Genomic DNA, 20,015 nt, shown 5'->3' on the forward strand with positions numbered 1-20,015 from the left:
TGGATTATACCATCAAAAAGCAACAAAATCATTTAGCAAATAATCATTAAGATGAAAAAACACTTATATATAGTATTACTGGCAGGTGTGGCACTACAGCTGTGGAGCAACAAGGCAATGGCTCAGGAACCATTCACTTTTACCCAGTACATGAATGATATAACCCCTATAAACAATGCCTACTCTACTATGGACAATGCAGGCAATTTAAGCGCAGTTGGACGCAGGCAGTGGATTGGTATTAACGGTGCACCCTCATCGTTCCTGTTCAATGGTAGTGTGCCTATTGCCGGTATTGGCGGTGCCGCGGGACTTTCCTTTTTACAGGACAAGATAGGCTCGGAAAATCTGACCGAAATAAATGCCTTCTTCGCCAAAAAGGTACAATTATCGGGTACCAATTTTTTATCGGCATCTATTAACGCCGGTTTCAGGAACCACAAGATTACCTATTCCACTTTAGACCCAACCGACCCTTCGTTCCAAAACAGCGATGTAAACGAAACCATACCCAACCTTGGTTTTGGCGTAATGCTTTACGGCAGTAACTATTATGTTGGCTTGTCGTTGCCACGTTTATCGTTAGGTGGGAATACTTCTCAAGGCTTACCGAACGATTATTATCTTACTTCGGCATATATCACCAACCTTGGCTCCGATTTCAAACTTAAACCATCATTATTGTTATCTTATCAGGGAACTGCCCTGCCGCTTGAATATAATATTGCTGCAACTTTGTATGCTAAGGAGGTGCTTGGCGTAGGCATTAGCTATCGTAACGATAGCGCGGTAGCAGGTATATTGTCGGTGAACATTAATAACAACATCCAATTTGGTTACAGCTACCAATTTAGCGTAGGCACCTATGCCCTGGGTGGCCTCAATAACACTTCGCAGGAACTTACATTGAGCTATCGTTTTGGCAAAAATGTGGTTACCAAGCTTTTGTAAGCTACTACACTTAAAACAAAAAGCCCCCGATAAATCGGGGGCTTTTTGTTTTTATCCTCTTTTGCAAATTTTACATAGAAACCCTTACGGCGATTATAAATTTGCAACTTAATGATTAGGTAACAGTATATTTACTATTCGATGGCAATTTTTATTGCCTAAATCCCAATTTACTCCAATTTCTTTTTGGATTTTTGCCGACGCTTTAAAATCATTTATGAAATATATATTACTGATCGCATTATTCTTTTTTGCTTATCCATTCGCTTACGCTCAAACAAATAATGCCGGTGTTAAAGGTAAGATCACAGGCAAAGTAACCGATGCAAACGATAAAACGCCTGTTGAATATGCCACGATAGCTATTTATAAAGAAGGGAGCAAAACCCCAATAAATGGTTCAACAACGGATACCAAAGGCGATTTTACCATAAATAACTTGTCTTTTGGTGAATACCAGATCGCAGTTGATTTTATCGGATACCAACATTATATCATAGACCACGTAATTATTAGTGCGGCCAAAGCAAACGTTGTGCTCAATAACATTTCAATTGTACCTGTAAAAAGAGAATTAAATAGTGTAACTGTAACAGCCAAAGTAGCGACGGTTGAAAACAAAATCGACAAAATGGTTTACAACCCGGCAAACGATCTTACATCGCAGGGCGGTGTTGCTACAGATGTATTACAAAAGGTACCTATGGTTACGGTTGACATTGATGGCAATGTTAGTTTACAAGGCAACTCCAATGTACGCTTCCTTATCAACGGAAAACCATCGAGCATATTTGGGGCAAGCCTTTCGGATGCGCTGCAATCTATACCGGCCAGTCAGATAAAGAGCATAGAGGTAATTACCAGTCCGGGTGCTAAATACGATGCCGAAGGCACAGGAGGCATCATCAACATCATATTAAAAGACAGCAAGATTCAAGGTGTTAACGGCAGCGTTAATGCCACCGCGGGTACGCGATTGGAAAACGGCTCGTTTAATATAAACGCCCGCAAGGGTAATTTTGGTGCGGGGGCTTATTTTAGCGGCAACGAAAGAATAAACAGTACCACGGTTAACACCAATGACAAAAGCTCTTACAATGCTAAAATGGACTCGCTGGCACACCTTTACCAAGTTGGCAATAGTGCGCTTACCCGAAGTGGCTACCAAACCGGATTAAACCTTACCTGGACGGTAACGCCAAAAGACGAGTTAACCGCCTCATTCGGTTTTAACCACTTTGGCAGGCAAAATAACGGGCTTACCAATACCGACCAACAAACCACCTATGGCCCAACATTTACCGATTTGATGAGCAACCTGAACTCGTACAACAAATTCAAGTCGAACTCGAGTGATTATAGTTTGAGCTACAAAAAGACGTTTGCTAAAGACGGGCAGGAATTGGATGTGTTGTATAGTTCGAGTTACAGTAACAACACTGATTATTTTACACAGGCTACGCAATACCTCAATAGTACGCAAAAACCTTCAGGTTCGATCGCCAATAACCCGGGAACGGATAACCAAACCAATATTTCTGTTGATTATACGCAGCCGGTAACCAAAACCTTCACGATAGAAACAGGTGCCAAAGCCATTTTTGAGACATTGAGCAACTCGGTGTTGACCGATACACTGCTGAATAATGGCGATTACGGTTTAAACGCTCACCAGACCTATTCATTTAACTATACCAGGAATATTTACGCTGCCTATCTATCGTTAACATTTACCCTGTTTAACGACTTTATAAATGGTAAAGCGGGTTTAAGGTATGAGCGTACTGATACCCAAGCAGATTTTCAAGGGGTTTCTATCCCGAGCTATAATACGTTCGCGCCATCGTTTGTATTATCGCATAAAATTGATGATAGCCAATCGATAAAGGCCAGTTTCACGTACAGGTTGCAAAGACCGGGATATAACGATCTGGACCCGTTTTACAACATCAGCGACCCGCATAATATCAGCACAGGCAACCCCTACCTAACACCCGAATTAGGCCATAATTTTGAGCTGGGTTATAATAAAACATTTGATGGAGGCGCTAACATCTATTTTGCCGGATTTTACCGTTATAATACAGACGATATACAATCGTTCACTACCTCCTACCCTAACATTGTTATAGAAGGTACGAATTACCCTAACGTATCGCTTACGCAACGCTTTAATTTAGGTACTGAAGCGTCAACGGGTGCCAGTATATTTGGCTCGATACCTGCCACTGACAAGCTAAGCTTTCGCTCGAACATGTTTTTTATGGACCGGATAAGCAAAGAGCCCGGTTTGCCAACTACGAGCGGCTTCGGTTATCGTATCAACTTTAACGCGAGCTACACTTTTCCGAAGAGTTTAGTGGTAGAAGCTTTTGGCAATTACAACTCATCGCAAACAACCATACAGGGTAAAAGCCCGGCGTTTGCGACCTACAATATTGCCATGCGCAAGTTGTTTTGGAACAAAAAGGCGAGCCTTGGCCTTACAACAACCGATCCGTTTAGCCAGTATCTGGAACAAAAAAACATCACTTCGGCAGCTAATTTTAACCAAACCAGCATCCGTCAGGTGCCATTCCGCTCTTTCGGCATCAGCCTGAGTTATAAATTTGGGAAACTTGAATTTAAGAAGGATAAGGACAGTAAGGATAACAAGGACAATGGCGACGAAGACAAGGATAATCCAAATACGGTACCGCAAACCCCGCCGGCAGGGCAACAACAGGGCAAACAAAGCAATAACAAACCTTAACTGCTAAACTACTTTAGCAGGTATATTTCTAATACCAGGTCAACTCGCCACGCAGGTCTTGTTCCAACATGCGGGCTACTTTGTGCGGGTCGTTTTCCAGGCCAAGCACGTGCATTGTTTTGGTGATGGCGGCTTCATAGGTCATATCATAACCATTAGCAACGCCCATGTCTTTTAGTTGTTTGCTGGTTTCGTAACGGCCCAGTTCAACGGTACCTACCTTGCATTGCGATATATCGAGGATAACTTTACCGCCATCAATGGCATTTTTCAGCATATCAATAAACCAGGCATCGGTGGTGGTATTGCCGGCACCAAAGGTTTCCATGACGATAGCCCTCACATCTGCCTCAAGTATGGTGCGCACAACTTTAGCGCTTATACCCGGATAGAGCTTTAAAACGGCTACATCGTTCGATAAATTTTTGTGCACCTTAAATGGCGCGTCTATTGGCTTCCTGATGTAGTTTTCGCTAAACTTAAGGTGTACGCCCGACTCGACCAAAACAGGGTAGTTAGGCGACCTGAATGCCTCAAATTTTGAAGAATTATATTTAAAGGCGCGGTTACCGCGAAAGAGTTTATAATCAAAGTAAATACCTACTTCGGGCACCTGCGCGCGGCCATCTTTGATAGAAGAGGTGATCTCGATAGCAGTCATCAGGTTTTCCTTCGCATCAGTGCGGATGGCACTGATTGGCAATTGTGAACCGGTAAATATTACGGGTTTTGCTAAATTCTCGAGCATAAAGCTCAAGGCTGATGAAGTAAAGGCCATCGTATCTGAGCCATGCAGAACAACAAAGCCATCTACCCTATCATAATATTTTTCAATAATGCCCGCCAGTTCGCTCCATATTTCGGGATTCATGTTTGATGAATCGATGATATGATCGAAAGAACGTACTTCAATTTGACAATTGAGGCGTTCCAATTCGGGCACGTTATCCATGATCTGCTCAAAGTTGATGGGCTTGAGCACTTTGGTTTTCGGATCGGTCATCATACCTATCGTTCCGCCGGTATAAATGATCAGTATCTTAGTCATGGATGGTATTCAATTATACTATTTAAAATCAATTTCCTTTTATACTCCAAAAATGGTTTTGGAGTTGTCTGTTGTTATAGCCGCAACAATACTTATATCTACCCGTTGTATATCGGCAATTTTTTGAGCAATATAAGTGAGGTACGAACTCTCGTTAGGTTTACCGCGGTGCGGCACAGGTGTAAGATAAGGAGAATCTGTTTCTAAAACGATATATTTTAAGTCAATTTGTTCAATTATTTTATCCAAACCCGAGTTTTTATAGGTAACTACCCCTCCTATACCCAAATAAAAGCCCAAAGCAATTACTTTTTGTGCCTGTTCCAATGTTCCGGTAAAACAATGGAAAATCCCACGGAGCTTTTCATCCCTTTCATCTTCCAAAATTGCGTATACCTCATCAAAGGCATCGCGGCAATGGATCACAATAGGTAAACTAAGTTGTTTGGCCCATTTTATTTGCCTGCGAAATGCTTGTTGTTGTTCGACCAGCAAGGTCTTGTCCCAATACAGATCAATCCCAATCTCGCCAATGGCGTATATCTTACGGGTATCTGCAGCTTTTACAATTTGATCGAGCTCGGTTTGCCAGTCGGCCTTTACATCGCAGGGATGCAAACCCAACATTGCAAAACAGTTTTCAGGATACTCACCTACCAGTGTATCAATCATTCCGATAGAGGCTACATCAACATTGGGCAAAAAAAGCCGGGTAACCTGGCTGTCAAAACAGCGCTGCATCAGTAGGGCGCGTTTGTCGGTATCTGTTTGGTAATATTGATGTGTGTGCGTATCGGTTAACACCATGGCGCAAAACTAACAAAAAAATGCCTCCTGTTTGTACAGAAGGCATTACCTTATTACGATTTCTTTGCGGTCGTCGCCGATTTTTTTACGCCCGGCTTGGTTGCGGCAGGTTTCTTTACCGCATGGTGTATCCGTTTCACCTTTACCAGTTCGAGGTCGAAGACCAATGGCGTAAAGCCCGGTATGTCGGCACCGGCACCTTGCTCGCCATAAGCTAATGACGATGGGATAACCAACGTTGCTTTTGCACCCTCGTTCAGCAACAACAAAGCTTCGTCCCATCCGGGGATAACTTCGCCTTTGCCTATGGCTACTTTAATGGGTTCATATTTACGGCCAGGTTGTTGTAAACCTGCAGCTGCTGCAACAATTTCGATGCTCGAGTCGAACACTTTACCGTTAACAGTATGGCCTGTGTAGTTTACATAAGCCGTATCACCCGCCAACGGTTTAGGTTTTAACGATGGTTTGGTTACAATATATTTTAAACCAGTTGAAGTTGTTTTGTAAACTTTGTGGCTTTCGGCAACATATTTGGTGATTGCCAGGCCCTCGGCTGCTTTCATTGCCTCCATCGCCTTGTTACGTTCGGCTATGGCGTCGTCCAATGATTGCACTCTGCCAATTTTTAATAAAAACACCACATTGCTGCCTTTTGGGAGGTATGGCGGGCGTTGGTCTTCGTGGCCAACAAATATCGAGTCGGATGGTATTTTAACCATAGCGCTGTCGTTTAAGGCCAACAGTGGGAAAATATCCATCAAATCGCCAATGTTTTGGGATGCCTGCACCTGCAACTTAACCGGGTGCCCTTGCACATACGAACTGAACAGAATAGAATCTTTGCCTGTTTTTTCAACCACATCAAAGGTTATTACATCGTTCAATTTAATTTTATCGCCTGTATTGCCCGTAAAAATATGGTACGATGAGCCTTTAGGGCTTAATTGAAAAGTTATCGGCGCGGCATTTTGAGCATTTACTTTATACAAAAGCAGGATACTCAAGGCAGTAAGGAAAAATGTTTTTTTGTTCATTGCTTATCAAATAAAAAGCCTCTCCGAAACGGAGAGGCATAGTATCATATTGTTTAATTGTTACTTTTTGGTCTGTGGCTGTTGCACTTGCCCCTGTGGTATAGTTGGCAGCACAGGTTTTGGTGCATTGGGGTTAGGGTGTTTAACGTCCACTATCTCCATTTCAAATACCAACGGGGTAAACGGACCAACCAAACCTTGCATACCTTGCTCGCCATAAGCCAAGCTTGAAGGGATAATAACCGTTGCCTTAGTGCCTTTTGGCAATAAAGCCAGGGTTTCGTCCCATCCGGGTATAACAGCGTGTACGCCTACAGGTATACGTACCGGTGCGTAAGGGCGGCCCGGCTGTACCCTTTTGTTTTGTTTGGCCACATCAAGTATGCTGGTATCGAACACTTTGCCGTTCAAAAATTTACCTATGTAGTTAACCACGGCTGTATCACCGTTTGCTGCTTTAGGCCCGTTACCTTGCTGAGTTATAACATAGCTTAAACCCGATGCAGTTGTAACAACGTTTAACTTGTTATCGGCAATGTACTTTTTGATTTTGATAGGCTCATCGGCTTTTATCTTATCGTTCAAGCTTTTGAAATATGCTGATATCTTTTTATTGAAAACAGAATCGGGTTGTTTTTTATCCTTAGCAAAAACTTTCTCGATCCTTACACAATAAACATAGTATTTACCTTTAAAGCCCGGAGGTTTAGGTTGACCCGACCTTTTACTCGCCGTATCGGCATTGATCTTGAGTACAGCGCTGTCGCCTTCGCTCAACAATTCCAAACCTGATATCAAGTCGCCTTTAAATTGTGGCTTTGATACCTGGGTAGCCCATTGGTGGCCCATTTCATAGGTGCTCGACAATACAGAGTCTGCCTCGTTTTTGATTACACCATTGAGGCTTATTACATCGCCTTCTTTAATTTTGGGGCCACTTTTGTCTTCAACTATATTATATAGCATCCCTCCATCGCCTTGTTTAAAATTTTTGCAGCCTGCCAAACTCGCAGCGGCCACCACTAAAAGCACTAACTTTTTTTTCATTTTTACTGTATTAATAGTTTTTTGTATTCCGGTAATATGGTTTTAAATTGTTGAATTACGTTTTCTAATGTATCGTCAGAGGCTCCTCCGGCCGCATTGCGGTGCCCGCCGCCGTTAAAATATTTTTTACATATCTCATTGGCCGGAAACTCATCCCGCGAACGGAGCGAAAGTTTCACTTTATCAGGGCGTTCTACAATAAACGCCGCTAATTTAATCCCTGCAATCGACAATGCGAAATTAACTACACCTTCTGTGTCGCCGGTAACAATATCAAATTGTTCCAGCTCTTCGCGGGTAACTGTGATCAGAGCCGTACGATACTCGGGCAACACTTCGAGTTTGTTGCTCAGGCAATGGCCCAAAAAGCGCAGGCGCATTTCTGATGAATTGTCATAAACCAATTGATGTATTTTCGAGTTTTCGGCACCGGCATCGATGAGGTCGGCAACAATGCGGTGCACCGTGGCCGTAGTAAGTGGCAGGCGGAATGAGCCGGAATCGGTCATGATGCCGGTATAAAGGCAGGTAGCCACATCTTTGCTCAACAAATCCTTTTCGTGCATGATGTTTACAACAAACTCGTAAACCAATTGTGCACTGGCGCAGGCATTAATGTTCCATACCCGGTAATCGTCAAAATCTTCGGGTTCAAGGTGATGGTCGATCATTATTTTTATTGCGCCGGTTTGTCTCACCACTTCGCCCATTTCGTTGATGCGGGACAGGTTGTTAAAATCGGTACAAAAAATAATTTCGGCATTGTTGATAATCGCGTCAGCCTGCTTGATATCATCAGTGTAAACCAAAACATAGCCATTACCGGGCATCCAGCTAAAAACCTCCGGATAATCTGTGGGGGTAATTACCTTAACATGATGCCCCTTTTGTATCAAATAATTATACAAACCAAGTGCCGAGCCCATAGCATCGCCATCGGGCTTGTGATGTGTTGTAATTACGATTTTTTTAGGGCTGGCTAATAATTCTTTAAGCGAGGCGATATCTAACATTAACTTGAAAAAGAATTGCAAAGCTAAATAAATTAATGAAATACAAAACCACCAGTTTAGTTGAACGGCTTTATTTTTCGGTAATAAAAGCATACTTTTGCGCAGTTTTTAAAGATAAACAATGGATACCAACAAAACCTTTACCATGATAAAGCCTGATGCTGTTGCGGCAGGCCACATCGGAGCTATTTTAGATAAGATAACCAAAAGCGGTTTCAAGATCGTCGCTTTAAAATATACGATGTTGAGCAGCCAAAAGGCCGGTCAGTTTTATGAAGTACACAAAGATCGTCCGTTTTATAAAGACCTGGTGAGCTTCATGTCATCGGGACCAATTGTAGCCGCAATTTTGGAGAAGGACAACGCAGTTGAAGACTTTAGGAAATTAATTGGCGCTACCGATCCGGCAAAAGCTGAACCTGGTACCATCAGGAATTTATTTGCAAAATCAATCGACGCGAACGCTGTTCATGGTTCGGATTCGGACGAAAATGCGGCCATTGAAGGCAGCTTCTTTTTCTCTGCTTTCGAAAAATTCTGATTTTTTTGTAAGTATTTGATTTTTAACGAAACTTTTGCGTAGCTTTGTTCGTATACGGGGGTGTATTAGTTAAATTCATCCCTGTATAATTAAAATAAAAAAGCCCCTAAATACTTCTTCTACTCGATAGTAACACTATTGTTGTGTTTATATTGCTATAATTTCTACCATTTTCACCCTGAAATCCAGTTCGTGTTTTTGGTTCCGGGCATTTTCCTGATGTTATATTCATCTTTCCTTACCGACATCCGTGCCAAAGATCGCGCGGCACTTAGAGGAAAATAATTTCGTCTACCAATTCGTTTCCAGCTTTTTCGTTTATTTTTTGAATGATTTGCGTATGCATCATCTGTATCTCTTTTTTGATTACAGATGATTCTATTTTTAGGAAGAGTTTTTTGTTGTAGATGTAAATCTCTTTTGTGCGGTTGGCTACCGATTTGCCCATTAAATCGGGCCAGGTGGCAATTACCGACGTTTCATCAAACTTACGTTTGATTTTGTAGACATTCAGCATCTGCTCGATCGCTTCTTTTATCGACTTATCATTAGTCCTGCCCATGTGCAACTTCTCCTTTGTTAACATTAAATAACGATATAGCTATACCTAAGCCATTAAATATGTCCTTAATACGGGCCGCGCTGGTATCGGTAATAAACACCTGCCCAAAATCATTGTCGGATACCATTTGCATCAATTTACGGGTACGGTCCTCGTCCAACTTATCAAAAATATCATCGAGCAACAGCAATGGCTTATAACCTTTTTGTTGCTGCAAAAAACTATACTGCGCCAGTTTAAGCGCGATTAAAAAAGATTTTTGCTGCCCTTGCGAACCAAATTTTTTCATGGGCATGCCATGTATGGTAAACTCCAGTTCATCTTTATGTATCCCGCAGGTGGTGCGCTCCAATATCCTATCCCTTTCAACCGAACCGGAAAGCAGCGATGCAAAATCATCCGTCAGCAATTGTGAAACATATACCAACGACACCTGCTCCGCATCATCGCTAATATATTGATAATGCTTGTTGAATATCCCGGTAAAGGCATCCATAAACGCTTTACGTTTTTGAAAGATGATATTGCCCGAAGCAATGAGCTGCTCATTATAAACTTCGAGCAAGGTGGGGTCGTATCTTCCGGTATCAGCTATCAGCTTCAGCAGCGCGTTGCGATTGATGAGGGTTTTATTATACGTTATCAGCTCATCGAGGTATTGGGTATCGGTTTGCGATATCACATTGTCTATAAACTTCCGCCGCTCCTCACTTCCATCAATAATAATGCTTACGTCATATGGTGAAATCATTACCAGCGGGAACAGGCCGATATGATCGGCGAGGCGTTGATATTCTTTCTTATTGCGCTTGAACTGTTTTTTTTGATTGCGTTTTAGCCCGCAGGCTATCACTTCTTTTTGATTGTCTTTTTCGAATACCCCATTTACCATGAAAAAATCGGCACTTTGCTTTATCTGCTGGCTATCGATGGGATTAAAATAACTTTTGCATAACGACAAGTAATGGATGGCATCCAGCAGGTTGGTTTTACCAGCACCATTGTTGCCGGCAAAGGCATTTACCCCGGGCTGAAAAGTTAGTTCGGCCTCGTTATAGTTTTTAAAATTAAGCAGCGAGAGTTGTTTTAAGTGCATGGTGTATATTCCTCAAAGTTACTATTTAAGGCCGTGAACGGGCTTAAAAAACAGGTTAAATATTTAACATAAAAAAGATATTGCTAAAAAAATCTAAAACCGTATTTTTGCACTCTTAATTTTAGACGAAAAATGCCAAATACAGCAGTGAATACTCCTATTAATACCGCAAACAAAGACCTTGGCCTTACCGGCAAATTTGTTATCGACAATCAAAAAAGCCTCATTTTTATCGCATCAGCCATTGTTTTGTTGGTATTGGGATATTTTAGTTACCAAAAGTTTTACCTCGCACCACGCGAAACAGAAGCGACAGAACAAATGTATGTAGCACAGGATTTTTGGGCAAAAAAAGACTGGGACAAGGCGATTAAAGGTGATGCAGGTTACCCCGGCTTCGAAAAAATCATCAGCGATTACAGCAATACAAAGGCGGCCAACCTGGCTTATTTTTATTTGGGCACTGCTTACCTGAACAAAGGTGAGTATTTGAAAGCCATTGATAACCTGACCAACTTTAGGGGCGACGACAACATTATATCGGCAGAAGCTTTTGGCGAAACCGGTGATGCTTATGTTGAGTTGAAAGACTACAGCAAAGCTGAAACTTATTTTAAAAAGGCGGCCGACAAAGCAAAAAACAATTTTAGCAGCCCGTTTTATTTGAAAAAATTAGGTTTAGTTTACGAAGCTGAAAACGACAACAAATCGGCTTTGGAAACTTACAAAAAAATAAAGAGCGATTACCCTACCAGCACCGAGGCGCAAAGTATAGATGAATACATTGCCCGCGACGAGGCAAAGCAATAAGCACTAAAAAGGGTATTTAGCAAAATACCCATATTTACCCATAATTTGTGTTGGTGAGGGATAGGGAAATTCGAAATCGGAAATCAAAACAACACCCATATTTACCCATATTATAAGGACAATCGGTTATTAAAATGGCAACACAATTAAAAAACCTGTCTGATTTTTCTGATACCGATATCCCTTCGGCTATCAACTACAAGTTCGGGATTGTTGTTGCGGAGTGGAACCCGGTTATTACCAATGCGTTGTATGGCGGCGCGTATCAAAGTTTAATTGACCACGGTGCCTTGCCTGATAATGTTTATACCTATTCGGTACCGGGCAGTTTTGAACTAACTTCGGGCGCTGATTTGCTTTTGAAAAACCTAAAATTGGATGCAGTAATTTGTTTGGGTTGTGTGATACAAGGCGAAACTCGGCATTTCGATTTTATTTGCCAGGCAGTGGCAAATGGCATTAGCAATGTGGCTATTAAGTATTCGAAACCTGTTATATTCGGCGTTTTGACTACCGATAACCAACAACAAGCTGCCGACCGGGCGGGCGGCATACATGGCAACAAGGGCGTTGAGGCGGCAGTAACTGCTATTAAAATGGCAAATTTAGCTGAAACATTAAACAATTAATTTCGTTATATTGCGTTATATTTCTCAAATTGTTGTGGTATTATGAAAAGATTGATTTACATCGCCATTTTATTAATTGCATTAGGTAGCACTGTATCGTCATGCAGGTCGCAACTGTGTGCTGCATACGGTTCCAACCATAAATAAACAGCATCCTGTCAAATTTTTTCAATTATGCTCCCCCAGCATAATTATTGGCTTATTTTTGTATTGAAATACAGCACAACGCAAAATAGTTATGACTAATTGGACATTATTGGAATCGGCCGGGCAGATAGACGAGATAAAGAAACAAGCCGGTTACAGCATTATTTTTAAACACAGCACACGTTGCTCCATCAGCATGATGGCTAAACGAAAGTTTGAAATGGAAGTGGGTGACCTTCCGGATAATATCTCACTTTACTTCCTCGACCTGATAAAACACAGGGACCTGTCAAACAAAATTGCGACCGACTTTCAGGTACACCACGAGTCGCCCCAAATGTTATTGATTAAAGATGGCGAGTGTATTTTAGACCAATCGCACAGTGAAATATCAATTGAAGAAGCGGTTACTGTGATGTGATGCGCAAATTAGTAAATGTGCGTATATGCAAATTGATTTGCTCCTTTTCATTTGCACATTTACCGACTCGCATAGCTGCACATTGGTAACTACCAACCGAAATCAACAGTCTTAACTAACTTTTCGCTTAAGCTAAAATAAACCGGGCAGGTTAAAGCCGCGTCTTCCAACAATTTTTTTTGTTCATCGGTATATTTTATCGTGAATTTAAATTGAACCACGATTTCGGATACGCGTCTAGGATCGGCAGCCATAATTTTGGTTACGGCAACGGAGGCATCGTCTAAATTGATACCATGTTTAGCTGTCCTGATGGCCATGGTGGTGAGCATACAAGTACCCAATGAGGTTGCCAACAAATCGGTTGGCGAAAACGCTTCGCCTTTGCCCTGGTTATCAGTAGGTGCATCGGTAATAATTTGGGTGCCCGATTGTAAGTGAGTATTGTTGGTGCGTAAGCCGCCAACATAAACGGTTTCGATAGTTGCCATAATGCTTGATGTTTTTTGGAGTACAAAGATTATCATTCGTTGGTAACAATTGAAACGATTGGCATAATTTAATGTTATTTACCTATTTTTGTTACCATGATTGATTTACCGGTTGTACCTACAAACCAAAACCAGCGCAAGCCAGATTGGCTGCGCGTTAAGCTCCCTGTAGGTAAAGAGTACGCGCACGTGCGCGGTTTGGTTGATAACCATAAACTGCACACCATTTGCGAAAGCGGAAACTGCCCTAACATGGGCGAATGTTGGGGCGCCGGCACAGCTACATTTATGATACTGGGTAATATCTGTACGCGCTCGTGCTCGTTTTGCGCGGTTGCTACCGGAAGGCCATTGGCTGTTGATTTGGATGAACCAAACCGCGTAGCCAATTCGGTAAAACTGATGCAGGTAAAACATTGCGTGATTACCTCGGTAGACCGCGATGATTTGAAAGATGGCGGATCGATTATTTGGGCCGAAACCATCAATGCCATCCGTCGCGAAAGCCCGCAAACTACTTTGGAAACTTTAATACCCGATTTTAGGGGTGTTTGGGAAAACCTTGACCGTGTAACAGCAGTAAGGCCAGAAGTTGTATCGCATAATTTGGAAACCGTTAGGCGCTTAACCAAAGAAGTACGGATACAGGCAAAATATGACCGTAGTCTGGAATGCTTGAGTAGGATTTCGGCAACCGGTTTAAGAACCAAGTCGGGCATAATGCTTGGCCTTGGCGAACAGGAGGAAAATATATTAGAAGCAATGCAAGACCTTTTTGCAGCAGGTGTACATATTTTGACTTTAGGACAATATTTGCAGCCGACAAAAAGCCATCACCCGGTAGTTGATTGGATAACCCCCGAAAAGTTTGAACAGTACAAACAAATCGGACTCGAAATGGGTTTCAGGTATGTAGAAAGCGGGCCGCTGGTAAGATCATCTTATCATGCGGAAAAACACTTGTTTGATTTTTAAAAAATCCTTTATACATTCACGCTATTGACTAAGAAACGTAAAATATCCCTTTCAGAAGAAGATTTAGTGCACTCGTTGCGCAATCGCGAGAAAATTGCGATTGAAGCTTTATACGATATGTACTCAGGATCACTTCTTGGCGTTATAACGCGGATAGTTATCGATGAGGCTGTCGCTGAAGATGTTTTGCAAGAAACATTTATAAAAATTTGGAACTCATTTCAAAGCTATAGTACAGAAAAAGGCCGTTTATTTACCTGGATGGTAAATATTGCCCGTAATATGGCGATTGATAAAATAAGATCGAAAGATTTTAAGAACCAAAACAAAAACCAAGAACTTGAAAATAACGTAACTTTTATAGACGAACAAGTAAACACAGTTTATAAGCCGGAGTTAATGGGTATCAAAGACTTAGTTGAAAAACTAAAGCCCGAACAGAAAGTAATATTAGACCTTGTTTATTTTAAAGGCTACACCCATGTGGAGGTAGCTGAGGAATTAGATGTACCCTTAGGCACAGTTAAAACCCGTTTGAGAATGGCGATAATACAGTTACGTAAATATTTTAATTGAGAGTGGAAGACATAAGGGCATATATAGAAACAGGTATTTTGGAGCTTTATGTTCTGGGCGATATAAGCCCCGAAGAAAAGCTGCAAGTGGAGGGGATGGCCGAAAAATATCCGGAGATCAAAGCTGAAATAGCCGAGATTGAAAAAGCATTGGAAGCTTACGCTTTGCAAAATGCGGTAGAACCTTCAAATCAACTGCGCGAACAGGTGTTAAATAGTTTAACAACCGGGTTTGCAAACAACAATAACAGAACTTAAAAAAGACACTGTAGACAATATTGTACCTTTTACCAAGGCTAAAAGCGTTAATTTTTATAAATATGCTTTTGCGGCAAGTGTGTTGGCGTTGGTTGCCTGTATTTGGGGATTGATATCATTGAACAGCCAGTTAGAGCAATCAAACTCCGTCATCGCATCGTTGCAGGTTAAAAACCAAAGCTTTGCCAACAGGGTAAATTTATTGGATAACGAGGTAAACGTGTTTCACGACCCGGAAATCAAGTTGGTGAAACTGCAAGGCCTTCCAAAAGCCCCTGGCGCTAAATTGACATTGGCCTGGAGCCCGCAAAAAAAGAGGGTAATGATTGATCTGCAGGATATGAAACTGGCCGCCAACGACGAAGCCCACCAATACCAGTTATGGGCCATTGTTGATGGCAAACCGGTTGACTTGGGTGTATTTGATGCAGCAAAAAGCGACACTACGGGCATGAAAGAGATGAAGTCGGTAGCCAATGCAGTAATGTTTGCCGTAACTTTAGAAAAACGTGGTGGCGTATCAAGCCCTACTATGGACCAAATGGTGGTTTACGCCAAGATATAATCCCAAGCTAAAATTTATTCTTCCACATCATACTTTCAACGGGCCGGGTTGTTGGGTTATTGTATTTTGCGTTGCCTTTCGTATTATAAAGGGTTTCAATTTCGCCTTCTACCACAAAGTATATCAATTGGCCAATAGGCATACCGGCATATATCCTAACGGCTTGTTGGGCCGATATCTCCAGTGTCCATGTATTGCAAAAGCCAACATCGCCTTTGCCTGCTGTAGCATGTATATCGATACCCAAGCGCCCGGTGCTCGATTTCCCTTCTAAAAAAGGCACGTGCTGGTGAGTTTCGGTATACTCCATCGTTACACCGAGATACAATAAATTGGGTTGTAGTACAAATCCATCCTTTGGTATTTCAAAATGCTCTATCTCGTTATGCGCTTTGGCATCGAGCACGCGGCTTTTGTAATTGGCGAGATATTTCCCCAAATGAACGTCGTAGGAATTTGTGCCCAGGTTCGTCCTGTCAAATGGCTCGATGATAATGTTTCCCTTATCTATCTCTTCTAAAATACGTTTATCCGATAAAATCATATACTTACAGCAGTTGGCCTAAATTAGAATTATTTGATATAATTTTGCATGATAATTTCAATTAAACTTTATGGCCGTCGCCTTTAGAATGCGTGTTGATGATGATACAGAGTTTGCGCTCTGGAAAATAGAGGAAGAGGCCGAAGACCTATACAAGCAACTACAACTGAACGACCAGGAGAAGGCAGTTGTTGAAACATTAAAGCACGGTAAACGGCATTTGCACTGGCTCGGTACGCGGGTATTGTTACGTACCATGTTGAACACCGACGAATACATCGATTGCCAGGTTGACGAGCATGGCAAACCGTACCTTGTGAACATGCCTTACCATATATCGCTGAGCCACTCATTTGATTATGCTGCGGTGATGCTGAGTAAAAGTAAGCCTGTCGGTATCGATATTGAGTTGATAAGTCCAAAGGTTGAGCGTATTGCCCATAAGTTTTTACGCAAGCAAGAGCTAGCCTATGTCGATCCGGAACATAAGGTAGAGAGCTTGTATGTATGCTGGTGCGCAAAGGAAGCCGTTTATAAATGCAACGGGCGCAAGGTGATATCTTTTTTAGATCATATCCTGCTTGAACCATTTACCGGATACGATGCCGGAACTATAAAAGCAACCATAGTTAAAGGCGATTTTAACCAAATCTTTGATGTACACTATATGCATTTTAACGATTATATGTTGGGCTACGTGAAAGGGAAATAATGAAGAACAAACAAGTGATATTTCAGGATTGGGGCTTAACAGATTACAAAGTGGCCTGGGATAGACAAGAGGCTATGTTAGCCGACACCGTAAAGTTGAAAACCGAAATAAGGGACCTCAAAATGGAGTCGCCGGAGATACTTGTCGATATAGCTACCCCAAACTATCTTGTTTTTTGTGAACACCCGCATGTATATACCTTGGGTAAAAGCGGTAAACCCGAGCATTTGCTGTTAGACGAAAACGGCCTTAAAGAAAAGAACGCGACCTACTACCCTATTAACCGTGGCGGCGACATCACCTACCATGGTCCAGGTCAGATCGTATCGTACCCGATATTGGACCTTGACAACTTTTTTACCGACATCCACCTTTACCTGCGCACGCTGGAAGAAGCTGTGATACTCACTATGGCGGACTATGGGCTGAAAGGTGAACGCTATCCCGGCTATACCGGCGTTTGGCTCGAACCTGAAATGCCGGAAAAAGCCCGTAAAATTTGTGCAATGGGCGTTCGTTGCAGCCGATGGGTGACCATGCATGGGTTGGCCTTCAACGTAAATACCGACCTCGATTACTTTAAAAACATTGTGCCATGCGGCATCGATGATAAAGCAGTAACCTCTATGCAGGCTGAATTAGGCCATGTTGTTGATATAAATGAGGTCAAAAAAAACCTAAAGCATCATATATCCGTATTATTTGAAATGGATATGGTATGAAAACCCTTTTCTTCTTCTTTTTAAGTATCGCAAGCCTGGCAGGTTGCGCTCCGCAAAGCTCTGATTTCCAACCTTCTGTTCAAGCAGATACTACGAAGCTCAAAGGCCCTTATCAATACCTTGCTTTAGGCGATTCGTATACCATTGGCCAATCGGTCGATACTACCCAATCGTTTCCTTATCAGTTAAAACTGCAACTGCTATCTCGTGGCTATCTGGTAAACAACCCGAAGATTATCGCCACCACCGGCTGGACTACCAACGACCTGATCAACGGGATCACACAAGCCCGCTTAACCCAAACTTACGATTTTGTAACCCTGCTTATTGGTGTAAACAACCAATATCAGGGACTAAGCCAGGCTGACTACCGCACCCAATTTGTGCAGCTCCTCAATTCGGCTATCGGTTTCGCCAAGGGCAATAAGCTGCATGTATTTGTACTCTCGATACCCGATTACAGTGTTACACCATTTGCCAATGGCCTTAACCAGGCTAATATTGCCGCACAAATCAATCAATTTAACTACATCAATCAGGATGAGAGCACTAAGGCAGGCGTAAACTACCTCAACATTACCGATATATCGCGTATGGCAGCTACCGACCCAACGCTTGTCGCTATTGACGGGCTCCACCCGTCCGGAAAAATGTATGCCTTGTGGGATGCCCAGCTCGCACCCTTGGTTGTCGCGCAACTTAAATAGCTAACACTCCGGCAAACTCAAGGGTATGTTGATGGCTAAACCACCATCAGATGTTTCTTTATATTTCGAGTTCATATCCAGGGCGGTTTGCCACATGGTGCTTACTACAGCATCCAGGCTCACTTTAGCATTATCCGGGTTGCTTTGTAAAGCCAACTGCGATGCCGTTATGGCTTTAATGGCGCCCATGGTATTCCGTTCGATGCAAGGTATCTGCACCAATCCGCCAATCGGGTCGCAGGTGAGGCCCAGATGATGTTCCATGGCAATCTCTGCCGCCATCAATACCTGCCGCTGCGAGCCCCCCAAACACTCTGTAAGAGCGGCTGCTGCCATGGCCGATGAAACACCTATCTCAGCCTGGCAACCGCCCATAGCGGCCGATAAGGTGGCGCCTTTCTTAAATATGCTGCCTATCTCCGAAGCGATTAGCATAAACTTGATGATGCTATCTTCGTTATAGCCATCGCAAAACACAATATAATACTGTAATACTGCCGGTACAACACCTGCTGCCCCGTTTGTGGGGGCTGTAACCACTCTGCCGAAGGAAGCGTTTTGCTCATTCACCGCCAGTGCGAAACAACTTACCCAATCCAATGTATATTTAAAGCCGCTGCCGCCATTGCGAATGGCTTGTATCCAGCTTGGGTAGTCGCTGTACTCTGCATTGCTCAACAGCTTTTTGTTTAGCGATGCTGCCCTGCGGGCAACGTTCAGCCCCCCCGGTAAATTGCCCCTAGTATGGCAGCCCAGGTATATGCATTCGTTTATTATCCTGAAGATATTGAGCACCCCATCGCGGGTCTCTTGTTCGCCGCGCCAGGCCAATTCGTTCTCCATCACTACGTCCGACACCTTGAGGCCGGTTTTTAAGCACCAATGCAACAGGTCGTTGGCTTTATCTATCGGGAATGGCAGGTCAACTTCCTTTTTTGATGATGACTGCTCATCTTCGCGAACCACGAACCCACCGCCAACCGAATAAAAAGTTTCGGATATGGCCTTCCCCGTACTCAAAAATGCCTGAAAAGTGACCGCGTTGGGATGAAAAGGCAAACTCTCGTTATACAAAAATATCAGGTCTTCTTCTTTTATAAACGGTATGGTAGTAGTACCACCCAAACATAACCGATGACCATCCTGTATGGCGTCAATTTCAGTCCCTATGTAGTGGATATCAAAGGTAACAGGGTCAAAACCACTCAAGCCTAACAGTATGGCAATATCGGTACCATGCCCTATGCCCGTTTTAGCTAATGAGCCATAAAGCAGTATCTTGATTTGGCTCACATATTGCAAACAGTCTTTATCCAGCAAAAGCTGCACAAACTGCTGTGCCGCGCGCCAAGGGCCCAGGGTATGCGAGCTTGACGGGCCTATCCCAATCTTAAAAATATCGAAAACCGAAATCTGCTCTCTTTGCATGTATCAACTTTTTAACATTAACAGTTTCGCAATCAAAAATCACACAAGGGGGGAAAAAGTAGGAATTATTAAAGCTTTTCACCGTTCAATCATTCCTTCAATCCTTGGCAGGGGGGAAAAAGTAAGAACTTTTCTATGACCTCTTTCTTACGCTTTGCGCGATGCGCCCAACGCTCT

General features: G+C 42.6%; 23 protein-coding genes. 13 read left to right on the forward strand and 10 right to left on the reverse strand.

Annotation, left to right across the window (positions count from 1 at the left end; genetic code table 11):
- The first annotated feature begins 51 nt into the window (after window positions 1-51).
- Window positions 52-951 carry a PorP/SprF family type IX secretion system membrane protein gene (locus QZX97_RS17410; protein WP_295655024.1) on the forward strand — a complete coding sequence of 300 codons (900 nt, stop codon included), beginning with the start codon at window positions 52-54 and terminating at the stop codon, window positions 949-951.
- A 217-nt stretch (window positions 952-1,168) separates the two neighbouring features.
- Complete coding sequence (locus QZX97_RS17415; protein WP_295655025.1) at window positions 1,169-3,703, forward strand: outer membrane beta-barrel family protein; 2,535 nt, start codon at window positions 1,169-1,171, stop codon at window positions 3,701-3,703.
- A gap of 28 nt (window positions 3,704-3,731) precedes the next feature.
- Here QZX97_RS17415 and QZX97_RS17420 read toward each other — a convergent pair whose 3' ends face one another.
- Genes QZX97_RS17420 through QZX97_RS17440 form a run of 5 tightly spaced genes read right to left on the reverse strand, consistent with a single transcriptional unit; the run spans window position 3,732 to window position 8,655 of the window.
- The gene (locus tag QZX97_RS17420) at window positions 3,732-4,751 is read right to left on the reverse strand and encodes an asparaginase (protein WP_295655027.1); all 1,020 of its coding nucleotides are present in this window, start codon (window positions 4,749-4,751) and stop codon (window positions 3,732-3,734) included.
- Between the two features lie 39 nt (window positions 4,752-4,790).
- Window positions 4,791-5,558 carry a TatD family hydrolase gene (locus tag QZX97_RS17425; protein WP_295655029.1) on the reverse strand — a complete coding sequence of 256 codons (768 nt, stop codon included), beginning with the start codon at window positions 5,556-5,558 and terminating at the stop codon, window positions 4,791-4,793.
- A 53-nt stretch (window positions 5,559-5,611) separates the two neighbouring features.
- Window positions 5,612-6,595, reverse strand: coding sequence for an FKBP-type peptidyl-prolyl cis-trans isomerase (locus tag QZX97_RS17430; RefSeq protein ID WP_295655031.1), 984 nt, complete (start codon window positions 6,593-6,595; stop codon window positions 5,612-5,614).
- 60 nt (window positions 6,596-6,655) lie between these two features.
- The gene (locus tag QZX97_RS17435) at window positions 6,656-7,642 is read right to left on the reverse strand and encodes an FKBP-type peptidyl-prolyl cis-trans isomerase (protein ID WP_295655033.1); all 987 of its coding nucleotides are present in this window, start codon (window positions 7,640-7,642) and stop codon (window positions 6,656-6,658) included.
- 2 nt (window positions 7,643-7,644) lie between these two features.
- Complete coding sequence (locus QZX97_RS17440; protein ID WP_295655034.1) at window positions 7,645-8,655, reverse strand: bifunctional oligoribonuclease/PAP phosphatase NrnA; 1,011 nt, start codon at window positions 8,653-8,655, stop codon at window positions 7,645-7,647.
- Between the two features lie 121 nt (window positions 8,656-8,776).
- Here QZX97_RS17440 and QZX97_RS17445 point away from each other — a divergent pair, with 121 nt between their 5' ends.
- Window positions 8,777-9,196 (forward strand): nucleoside-diphosphate kinase, encoded by a 420-nt coding sequence (locus QZX97_RS17445; protein ID WP_295655036.1) that lies wholly within the window; start codon window positions 8,777-8,779, stop codon window positions 9,194-9,196.
- 271 nt (window positions 9,197-9,467) lie between these two features.
- On the opposite strand, the gene QZX97_RS17450 is transcribed toward QZX97_RS17445, so the two are convergent.
- Both QZX97_RS17450 and QZX97_RS17455 read right to left on the reverse strand, forming a co-directional pair.
- Entirely contained in the window at window positions 9,468-9,758 is a 291-nt protein-coding gene (locus QZX97_RS17450) for a DUF721 domain-containing protein (RefSeq protein WP_295655038.1), read from the reverse strand.
- Window positions 9,745-10,854: a DNA replication/repair protein RecF gene (locus tag QZX97_RS17455; protein WP_295655040.1), complete on the reverse strand. Its 1,110-nt coding sequence runs from the start codon at window positions 10,852-10,854 to the stop codon at window positions 9,745-9,747. The genes QZX97_RS17450 and QZX97_RS17455 overlap by 14 nt, the downstream gene beginning before the upstream one ends.
- 132 nt (window positions 10,855-10,986) lie before the next feature.
- Between QZX97_RS17455 and QZX97_RS17460 the strand changes: the two genes are divergently transcribed.
- The 3 genes from QZX97_RS17460 (at window position 10,987) to ytxJ (ending at window position 12,861) form a co-directional block, all read left to right on the forward strand.
- Entirely contained in the window at window positions 10,987-11,664 is a 678-nt protein-coding gene (locus QZX97_RS17460; RefSeq protein ID WP_295655042.1) for a tetratricopeptide repeat protein, read from the forward strand.
- Between the two features lie 134 nt (window positions 11,665-11,798).
- Window positions 11,799-12,293, forward strand: a complete 495-nt coding sequence (gene ribH / locus QZX97_RS17465) for a 6,7-dimethyl-8-ribityllumazine synthase (protein WP_295655044.1) — start codon at window positions 11,799-11,801, stop codon at window positions 12,291-12,293.
- Window positions 12,294-12,531: 238 nt separating this feature from the next.
- The gene (gene ytxJ, locus QZX97_RS17470) at window positions 12,532-12,861 is read left to right on the forward strand and encodes a bacillithiol system redox-active protein YtxJ (RefSeq protein WP_295655045.1); all 330 of its coding nucleotides are present in this window, start codon (window positions 12,532-12,534) and stop codon (window positions 12,859-12,861) included.
- A gap of 89 nt (window positions 12,862-12,950) precedes the next feature.
- Here ytxJ and QZX97_RS17475 read toward each other — a convergent pair whose 3' ends face one another.
- A complete protein-coding gene (locus QZX97_RS17475) occupies window positions 12,951-13,352 on the reverse strand; it encodes an OsmC family protein (protein ID WP_295655047.1) in 402 nt (133 codons plus the stop codon).
- Between the two features lie 96 nt (window positions 13,353-13,448).
- Between QZX97_RS17475 and lipA the strand changes: the two genes are divergently transcribed.
- From lipA to QZX97_RS17495, 4 genes are read left to right on the forward strand one after another with little or no spacing between them, the layout of a single operon-like run.
- Complete coding sequence (gene lipA, locus QZX97_RS17480; protein ID WP_295655049.1) at window positions 13,449-14,327, forward strand: lipoyl synthase; 879 nt, start codon at window positions 13,449-13,451, stop codon at window positions 14,325-14,327.
- Window positions 14,328-14,351: 24 nt separating this feature from the next.
- Window positions 14,352-14,903 (forward strand): sigma-70 family RNA polymerase sigma factor, encoded by a 552-nt coding sequence (locus QZX97_RS17485; protein ID WP_295655051.1) that lies wholly within the window; start codon window positions 14,352-14,354, stop codon window positions 14,901-14,903.
- A gap of 2 nt (window positions 14,904-14,905) precedes the next feature.
- Window positions 14,906-15,160, forward strand: coding sequence for a hypothetical protein (locus tag QZX97_RS17490; RefSeq protein ID WP_295655053.1), 255 nt, complete (start codon window positions 14,906-14,908; stop codon window positions 15,158-15,160).
- Window positions 15,135-15,725 carry an anti-sigma factor gene (locus QZX97_RS17495; RefSeq protein ID WP_295655055.1) on the forward strand — a complete coding sequence of 197 codons (591 nt, stop codon included), beginning with the start codon at window positions 15,135-15,137 and terminating at the stop codon, window positions 15,723-15,725. The genes QZX97_RS17490 and QZX97_RS17495 overlap by 26 nt, the downstream gene beginning before the upstream one ends.
- A gap of 7 nt (window positions 15,726-15,732) precedes the next feature.
- Here QZX97_RS17495 and dcd read toward each other — a convergent pair whose 3' ends face one another.
- Window positions 15,733-16,269, reverse strand: coding sequence for a dCTP deaminase (dcd, locus tag QZX97_RS17500; RefSeq protein WP_295655056.1), 537 nt, complete (start codon window positions 16,267-16,269; stop codon window positions 15,733-15,735).
- Between the two features lie 70 nt (window positions 16,270-16,339).
- Here dcd and QZX97_RS17505 point away from each other — a divergent pair, with 70 nt between their 5' ends.
- Genes QZX97_RS17505 through QZX97_RS17515 form a run of 3 tightly spaced genes read left to right on the forward strand, consistent with a single transcriptional unit; the run spans window position 16,340 to window position 18,410 of the window.
- A complete protein-coding gene (locus tag QZX97_RS17505; RefSeq protein ID WP_295655057.1) occupies window positions 16,340-16,981 on the forward strand; it encodes a 4'-phosphopantetheinyl transferase superfamily protein in 642 nt (213 codons plus the stop codon).
- Complete coding sequence (gene lipB / locus QZX97_RS17510; protein WP_295655059.1) at window positions 16,981-17,703, forward strand: lipoyl(octanoyl) transferase LipB; 723 nt, start codon at window positions 16,981-16,983, stop codon at window positions 17,701-17,703. The genes QZX97_RS17505 and lipB overlap by 1 nt, the downstream gene beginning before the upstream one ends.
- The gene (locus QZX97_RS17515; RefSeq protein ID WP_295655061.1) at window positions 17,700-18,410 is read left to right on the forward strand and encodes an SGNH/GDSL hydrolase family protein; all 711 of its coding nucleotides are present in this window, start codon (window positions 17,700-17,702) and stop codon (window positions 18,408-18,410) included. The genes lipB and QZX97_RS17515 overlap by 4 nt, the downstream gene beginning before the upstream one ends.
- Here QZX97_RS17515 and QZX97_RS17520 read toward each other — a convergent pair whose 3' ends face one another.
- Window positions 18,411-19,838, reverse strand: a complete 1,428-nt coding sequence (locus QZX97_RS17520; protein WP_295655063.1) for an L-serine ammonia-lyase — start codon at window positions 19,836-19,838, stop codon at window positions 18,411-18,413.
- Window positions 19,839-20,015 lie beyond the last annotated feature (177 nt).

Source organism: uncultured Mucilaginibacter sp. (genome assembly GCF_903893715.1).
Lineage (GTDB): Bacteria > Bacteroidota > Bacteroidia > Sphingobacteriales > Sphingobacteriaceae > Mucilaginibacter.

Coding starts and splice junctions, on each gene's coding strand:
- QZX97_RS17520 (WP_295655063.1), bottom strand. CDS start 19,838: ATGCAAAGAGAGCAGATTTCGGTTTTCGATATTTTTAAGATTGGGATA.
- QZX97_RS17450 (WP_295655038.1), bottom strand. CDS start 9,758: ATGGGCAGGACTAATGATAAGTCGATAAAAGAAGCGATCGAGCAGATG.
- QZX97_RS17440 (WP_295655034.1), bottom strand. CDS start 8,655: ATGTTAGATATCGCCTCGCTTAAAGAATTATTAGCCAGCCCTAAAAAA.
- lipB (WP_295655059.1), top strand. CDS start 16,981: ATGAAGAACAAACAAGTGATATTTCAGGATTGGGGCTTAACAGATTAC.
- ribH (WP_295655044.1), top strand. CDS start 11,799: ATGGCAACACAATTAAAAAACCTGTCTGATTTTTCTGATACCGATATC.
- QZX97_RS17505 (WP_295655057.1), top strand. CDS start 16,340: ATGGCCGTCGCCTTTAGAATGCGTGTTGATGATGATACAGAGTTTGCG.
- dcd (WP_295655056.1), bottom strand. CDS start 16,269: ATGATTTTATCGGATAAACGTATTTTAGAAGAGATAGATAAGGGAAAC.
- QZX97_RS17435 (WP_295655033.1), bottom strand. CDS start 7,642: ATGAAAAAAAAGTTAGTGCTTTTAGTGGTGGCCGCTGCGAGTTTGGCA.
- QZX97_RS17445 (WP_295655036.1), top strand. CDS start 8,777: ATGGATACCAACAAAACCTTTACCATGATAAAGCCTGATGCTGTTGCG.
- QZX97_RS17460 (WP_295655042.1), top strand. CDS start 10,987: ATGCCAAATACAGCAGTGAATACTCCTATTAATACCGCAAACAAAGAC.
- QZX97_RS17425 (WP_295655029.1), bottom strand. CDS start 5,558: ATGGTGTTAACCGATACGCACACACATCAATATTACCAAACAGATACC.
- QZX97_RS17410 (WP_295655024.1), top strand. CDS start 52: ATGAAAAAACACTTATATATAGTATTACTGGCAGGTGTGGCACTACAG.
- QZX97_RS17415 (WP_295655025.1), top strand. CDS start 1,169: ATGAAATATATATTACTGATCGCATTATTCTTTTTTGCTTATCCATTC.
- ytxJ (WP_295655045.1), top strand. CDS start 12,532: ATGACTAATTGGACATTATTGGAATCGGCCGGGCAGATAGACGAGATA.
- QZX97_RS17515 (WP_295655061.1), top strand. CDS start 17,700: ATGAAAACCCTTTTCTTCTTCTTTTTAAGTATCGCAAGCCTGGCAGGT.
- QZX97_RS17430 (WP_295655031.1), bottom strand. CDS start 6,595: ATGAACAAAAAAACATTTTTCCTTACTGCCTTGAGTATCCTGCTTTTG.
- QZX97_RS17475 (WP_295655047.1), bottom strand. CDS start 13,352: ATGGCAACTATCGAAACCGTTTATGTTGGCGGCTTACGCACCAACAAT.
- QZX97_RS17455 (WP_295655040.1), bottom strand. CDS start 10,854: ATGCACTTAAAACAACTCTCGCTGCTTAATTTTAAAAACTATAACGAG.
- QZX97_RS17420 (WP_295655027.1), bottom strand. CDS start 4,751: ATGACTAAGATACTGATCATTTATACCGGCGGAACGATAGGTATGATG.
- lipA (WP_295655049.1), top strand. CDS start 13,449: ATGATTGATTTACCGGTTGTACCTACAAACCAAAACCAGCGCAAGCCA.